General features: G+C 51.7%; 7 protein-coding genes and 1 pseudogene. All 8 read right to left on the reverse strand.

The features are described 5' to 3' along the window. Positions 1 to 2,387: DNA-directed RNA polymerase subunit beta (gene rpoB, locus RTK32_RS17275; RefSeq protein ID WP_312046134.1), on the reverse strand; the 2,387-nt coding region annotated here is incomplete at its 3' end. Between the two features lie 319 nt (positions 2,388 to 2,706). Next, positions 2,707 to 3,072 (reverse strand): 50S ribosomal protein L7/L12, encoded by a 366-nt coding sequence (rplL, locus tag RTK32_RS17280; protein WP_253456287.1) that lies wholly within the window; start codon positions 3,070 to 3,072, stop codon positions 2,707 to 2,709. A gap of 59 nt (positions 3,073 to 3,131) precedes the next feature. Next, positions 3,132 to 3,629 (reverse strand): 50S ribosomal protein L10, encoded by a 498-nt coding sequence (gene rplJ / locus RTK32_RS17285; RefSeq protein ID WP_246760152.1) that lies wholly within the window; start codon positions 3,627 to 3,629, stop codon positions 3,132 to 3,134. Between the two features lie 292 nt (positions 3,630 to 3,921). Continuing rightward, positions 3,922 to 4,626, reverse strand: coding sequence for a 50S ribosomal protein L1 (gene rplA, locus RTK32_RS17290; RefSeq protein ID WP_312046140.1), 705 nt, complete (start codon positions 4,624 to 4,626; stop codon positions 3,922 to 3,924). A 3-nt stretch (positions 4,627 to 4,629) separates the two neighbouring features. Further along, entirely contained in the window at positions 4,630 to 5,058 is a 429-nt protein-coding gene (rplK, locus tag RTK32_RS17295; RefSeq protein ID WP_034828899.1) for a 50S ribosomal protein L11, read from the reverse strand. Positions 5,059 to 5,221: 163 nt separating this feature from the next. Next, a complete protein-coding gene (gene nusG, locus RTK32_RS17300) occupies positions 5,222 to 5,767 on the reverse strand; it encodes a transcription termination/antitermination protein NusG (RefSeq protein ID WP_312046144.1) in 546 nt (181 codons plus the stop codon). 1 nt (position 5,768) lies between these two features. Continuing rightward, on the reverse strand, positions 5,769 to 6,152 hold the full coding sequence (gene secE, locus RTK32_RS17305; RefSeq protein ID WP_312046146.1) for a preprotein translocase subunit SecE: 384 nt from the start codon (positions 6,150 to 6,152) through the stop codon (positions 5,769 to 5,771). Between the two features lie 229 nt (positions 6,153 to 6,381). Continuing rightward, positions 6,382 to 6,482 (reverse strand): annotated as a pseudogene (locus RTK32_RS17310) (elongation factor Tu); the annotation flags it as partial.

Raw genomic sequence — 6,482 nt, forward strand, 5'->3', positions numbered from 1 at the left:
AGTGCCAGCTCGCCCAGATCCGTTGAAGGACCATCGGCCAGCACGTCACCCCGTTCAATTGGCTCGCCCAGGTTGACACACGGCATCTGGTTGATACAGGTGTTCTGGTTAGAACGGGTGTACTTGGTCAGGTTGTAAATGTCGATACCGGCTTCGCCCGGGTACATCTCGTCTTCGTTAACTTTGATAACGATACGGGATGCATCCACGTACTGAACGGTACCACCACGTTTCGCTACGGCTGTTACGCCGGAGTCAACCGCTACCGCGCGTTCCATACCGGTACCCACCAACGGCTTATCAGCACGCAGAGTAGGAACCGCCTGACGTTGCATGTTTGCACCCATCAATGCGCGGTTGGCGTCATCGTGTTCCAGGAACGGGATCAGGGACGCACCGACGGAAACCACCTGCTGAGTGGAAACGTCCATGTAGTCAACCTGGTCGCGGCTGAACAGGCTTGATTCGCCTTTGCTACGGCAGGTTACCAGGTCGTCTACGAAGTGACCTTCGTCGTCGAGGTTGGTGTTTGCCTGAGCGATAACGTAGTTACCCTCTTCGATTGCAGAGAGGTAATGAATTTCGTCGGTCACCACGCCTTCGCGAACGCGACGGTATGGGGTTTCCAGGAAACCGTACTCGTTAGTCTGCGCGTACACAGACAGGGAGTTGATCAGACCGATGTTTGGACCTTCAGGCGTTTCGATTGGGCACACGCGACCGTAGTGGGTCGGGTGAACGTCTCGAACTTCAAAGCCTGCGCGTTCACGCGTCAGACCGCCCGGGCCAAGTGCAGAGATACGACGCTTGTGCGTGATCTCAGACAGCGGGTTGTTCTGGTCCATAAACTGTGACAGCTGGCTGGAACCAAAGAACTCTTTCACTGCCGCCGAGATCGGCTTGGCGTTGATCATATCCTGAGGCATCAGGGTGTCGAGGTCGCCCAGAGAAAGACGCTCTTTCACCGCACGCTCAACACGGACCAGACCTACACGGAACTGGTTTTCAGCCATTTCGCCGACGGAACGGATACGACGGTTGCCGAGGTGGTCGATATCATCCACTTCGCCAATACCGTTACGGATACCGATGAGCTTCTTCATCACTTCGATGATGTCGTCTTTGCTCAGGATACCGGAACCTTCGATCTCGTCACGCAGCAGAGAACGGTTGAACTTCATACGGCCAACCGCAGACAGATCGTAGCGGTCTTCAGAGAAGAACAGGTTCTCGAACAGGTTTTCAGCCGCTTCACGCGTTGGCGGTTCGCCAGGACGCATCATGCGGTAGATCTCAACCAGCGCGCTCAGGCGATCGGTGGTTGGGTCGACGCGTACGGTCTCAGAGATGTACGGGCCGTGATCCAGATCGTTGGTAAACAGCGTTTCAATGCGCTTGTGGCCGGACTGGCTCAGTTTAGCCAGCAGATCCAGCGACAGCTCCATGTTCGCCGCAACGATCAGTTCGCCGGTGCTTTCGTCGATATAATCTTTAGCGACGACTTTACCCGCGATATATTCAACCGGAACTTCAATATGCCCAACGGCATCTTTTTCCAGCTGACGAATATGGCGTGCTGTAATACGACGGCCTTTCTCAACGTAAACCGTTCCGTTGGCTTCGATATCGAAGGAGGCAGTCTCACCGCGCAGGCGCTCAGGCACCAGTTCCATCTGCAGCTTGTTGTTGCGGATCTCATACACGATTTTGTCAAAGAACAGGTCAAGGATCTGCTCAGTGGTGTAGTTCAGCGCGCGCAGAATGATGGTCGCTGGCAGCTTGCGGCGACGGTCAATACGAACGAACAGGTTGTCTTTCGGGTCAAACTCAAAGTCTAACCAGGAACCACGGTAAGGGATGATACGTGCGTTATACAGCACTTTACCCGACGAGTGGGTTTTACCCTTATCGCTGTCAAAGAAGACACCAGGACTACGATGCAGCTGAGAAACGATAACGCGTTCTGTACCGTTAATAACAAAGGTACCGTTATCGGTCATGAGCGGAATTTCGCCCATGTACACTTCCTGCTCTTTGATGTCTTTTACGGTACCTTCCGGCGCTTCACGCTCGTAGATCACCAGACGCAGTTTTACGCGCAAAGGAGCAGAATACGTGACGCCACGGATCTGACACTCTTTCACATCAAAGACGGGTTCGCCTAAACGGTAGCTTACGTACTGCAGCTCAGAATTACCGCTATAGCTTTGGATAGGGAATACGGAACGGAATGCCGCTTCCAGACCATATTGACCTTCCGGATCTTGCTCGATGAACTTCTGGAACGAGTCAAGCTGGATAGAAAGGAGATAAGGAATGTCCAGAACCTGCGGACGTTTTCCAAAATCCTTACGAATGCGTTTTTTCTCGGTATAGGAGTAAACCATAGGGTTCCTCAGCTCGCTGAAAAGTAGAACCTCTCTGTCCGTTCAGGGGGGACAGTTCATGCAACACTATTTTGTTGGCCGGAATGAACAGCTTCCGTAATACCTCTTTCTATCACTCTTAAATCATTTCGTTGCCGTGCAAGGCAGGGAACCCTGCGGGGAAGCAATATATTAAGGCGTCGATAGAAAAAGACATTAAGCAAATCAGTGACTAAACGGTGTGAAACGCCACTGACGCTTTACAGCGCAAAAAGGCTGGTGACCAAAAAGTCACCAGCCATCAGCCTGATTAACTCAGACTGCAACCTGAAAGGTTGGCTTATTTAACTTCAACTTCTGCGCCAGCTTCTTCCAGAGATTTCTTCAGAGCTTCTGCGTCGTCTTTGCTGATGCCTTCTTTCAGGGCAGCAGGTGCAGACTCAACCAGGTCTTTAGCTTCTTTCAGGCCCAGACCAGTTGCGCCACGTACGGCTTTGATTACGGCAACTTTGTTAGCGCCGATAGCTTTCAGTACAACGTCGAACTCAGTTTTTTCTTCAGCAGCTTCAGCCGGGCCTGCAGCAACAGCTACAGCAGCAGCAGCAGAAACGCCGAATTTTTCTTCCATAGCAGAAACCAGCTCAACAACGTCCATTACAGACATAGCCGCTACTGCTTCCAGAATTTGATCTTTAGTGATAGACATGACAATTGTTCCTGTGAATCAGAAATAGTTTATACGTTAAAGTGCAACAGGCAAAAAGCTTATGCAGCTTCTTTCGCGTCGCGTACGGCAGCCAGGGTGCGGACCAGTTTGCCTGCAGCGGCTTCTTTCATGGTCGACATCAGACGTGCCAGTGCTTCTTCGTAAGTTGGCAGAGTTGCCAGACGGTCGATATTCGCCGCCGTGATCAGCTCACCTTCAAAGGCCGCAGCTTTGACCTCAAATTTTGCATTCGCTTTCGCGAACTCTTTGAACAGACGAGCAGCAGCGCCCGGGTGTTCCATAGAGTATGCAATCAGGGTCGGACCAACAAACGTGTCTTTCAGGATCTCAAACTGAGTTCCTTCAACGACGCGGCGCAGCAGGGTGTTACGAACAACACGCATGTAAACGCCAGCTTCACGACCTGCTTTACGCAGTTCAGTCATTTTGCCTACTGGTACGCCGCGAGAATCCGCAACTACCGCAGACAGCGCGCCTTTGGCTACTTCGGTGACTTCAGCAACAATCGCTTGTTTGTCTTGAAGATTTAATGCCATTAGCTTTTGCTCCTGGATTTTTACCGGAGAAGGATTCCTCCGGAACTCACATCACCTGCCAACCGAAGTCGGCAGGCGCTCATACACGGTGAGCAGAATCCAGCAAAGACTATAAAAATATTCTTCAGGTTCTGTCACCGTCTACGCAGGAAATTAAGTTTCTCGCGAAACACCTGCGGTCTTGGACGGAGGCCTGGATAAGGCCAGGCTCCAACCGAAAATTCTGGTTCTGTATATTAACAGAACAACGGGCCAAAGATTCTAGTCGAAAATTTCGCCCGCGTAAAGCAGATTAGTTAGCTACAGCGTTCAGGCCAGCCTGATCAACTGACACACCTGCACCCATAGTGGTGGAGATGCTAACTTTCTTGATGAAAACGCCTTTTGCCTGAGAAGGTTTCGCTTTTTTCAGCGCAACCAGCAGGGCTTCCAGGTTTTCTTTCAGCTTATCGGACTCGAAATCAACCTTACCGATAGTGGTATGGATGATGCCGTTTTTGTCGTTACGATAGCGAACCTGGCCCGCTTTAGCGTTTTTAACCGCTTCAGCAACGTTAGGAGTAACGGTGCCGACTTTCGGGTTTGGCATCAGACCGCGTGGACCCAGAACCTGGCCCAGCTGGCCAACAACGCGCATTGCATCCGGAGATGCGATAACCACGTCAAAGTTCATTTCGCCTTTTTTGATCTGGTCAGCCAGATCTTCCATACCTACCAGCTCTGCGCCAGCTGCTTTAGCAGCTTCAGCGTTTGCGCCCTGGGCAAATACGGCAACGCGTACTGAACGACCGGTACCGTGTGGCAGTACGGTTGCACCGCGCACGTTCTGGTCAGATTTACGAGCATCAATGCCCAGATTTACTGCTACGTCAACGCTTTCTACGAACTTGGCCGTTGCCAGTTCCTTCAGCAGAGCGACAGCTTCGTTGATGTCATACTGTTTAGTTGCATCAACTTTGTCACGGATCACGCGCATGCGCTTGGTCAGCTTAGCCATATCTTAGTCCTCTACCACCAGGCCCATGGAACGAGCAGTACCTTCGATTGAGCGAGTCATCGCTTCAACGTCAGCACCAGTCATGTCCGCAGCTTTGGTTTCTGCGATTTCACGTACCTGAGCACGGGATACTTTACCTACTTTGTCTTTGTTCGGCTTGCCGGAACCAGACTTGATACCCGCCGCTTTCTTCAGCAGTACAGCTGCCGGAGGCGTTTTGGTAACGAAGGTGAAAGAACGGTCAGAATAAACGGTAATAACAACCGGCGTTGGCAGACCTTTTTCCAGGGATTCTGTTTTGGCGTTAAACGCTTTACAGAATTCCATGATGTTAACGCCCTGCTGACCCAGTGCCGGACCAACTGGCGGACTTGGGTTTGCCATACCAGCTGCAACCTGCAGCTTGACGTAGGCTTGTACTTTCTTAGCCATGATATTTCCTCTATTGGGTTCAATCGCTCGGCAAAGAGCTCCCCGTAATTAATATTCACGCGCTGTAGCAGCGCATAAAAACAAAAGGCGCGAAATTGTAGGGCAATTTCGCGCCTTCCGCAACCGTTATTCCGGTCTTTGGCTTACATTTTATGTAGGCCGATCAGCCTTTCTCAACCTGTCCGAAGTCCAGCTCAACCGGCGTAGCGCGGCCAAAGATAGAAACGGAAACTTTCAGGCGGCTTTTCTCATAATCCACTTCTTCGACCACGCCGTTGAAATCAGCAAACGGACCGTCGTTGACGCGGACCATTTCGCCTGGTTCAAACAGGGTTTTCGGACGTGGCTTATCGCCAGCAGACTGCAGGCGGTTCATGATCGCGTCGACTTCTTTATCGCTAATAGGTGCCGGACGATCGGATGTACCACCAATGAATCCCATGACGCGAGGCACGCTACGCACTAAGTGCCAGCTTGCATTGTTCATGACCATTTGTACCAGAACATAGCCCGGGAAGAACTTGCGTTCGCTTTTGCGACGCTGACCGCCACGGATTTCAACCACTTCTTCGGTTGGCACCATGACATCGCCAAAAAGCTCTTCCATGTTATGTAATTTGATATGCTCGCGCAGCGACTGGGCTACACGGCCTTCAAAGCCGGAAAACGCCTGAACGACGTACCAGCGCTTTTTTGGAGCTTCAGACATCTCAGAACCTCAGGCCAGTGATAAACGATACCAGACGGACCAGAATACCATCCAGTCCCCACAAAATCAGTGACATCACGGCAGTAACCGCGGCAACGATTAACGTGGTATGCAACGTTTCCTGACGAGTCGGCCAAATAACCTTGCGAACTTCTGTGCGCGCTTCGCGGGCAAAAGCCAGGGTTGCTTTGCCCTTTGTCGTCAGCAGCGCAATGCCACCTGCTGCTGCGATCAGGATTACAACGGCCAGCGCGCGCAGCGGGAGGGTGACATCACGATAATAGTAGTTGCCGACCACGGCCACGAGCAGTAGCAGCGCCACGCCTAACCACTTTACCGTTTCCAGTCCACGCCCGCTCCCTTGAGCTTCGGTATTAGCACTCATAAACCAACCTGCCACAATAGATCAGAAACTATTTTGCCCCGTAATACGCGGCAACCGAACCGAATAATGCGCTCAGGCGAAACTCGGCATATAACGCCGTGCTACAGAGCCTGCCTCAGCAATGATTATGGTTGAAAATCACTGATGAGCCAGGTTCTATGTTACAGCGTGCAAAAAGGGCATCAAATGATGCCCTCTTCTTGTGCGTTGCGTCAAATATTATCAGCGATTAAGCGATAACTTTAGCAACAACACCCGCGCCAACGGTACGACCACCTTCACGGATTGCGAAACGCAGACCGTCGTCCATTGCGATTGGGTGGATCAGGG

Source organism: Erwinia sp. (assembly GCF_031978025.1).
In the GTDB taxonomy this organism is placed as follows: Bacteria; Pseudomonadota; Gammaproteobacteria; order Enterobacterales; family Enterobacteriaceae; genus Erwinia.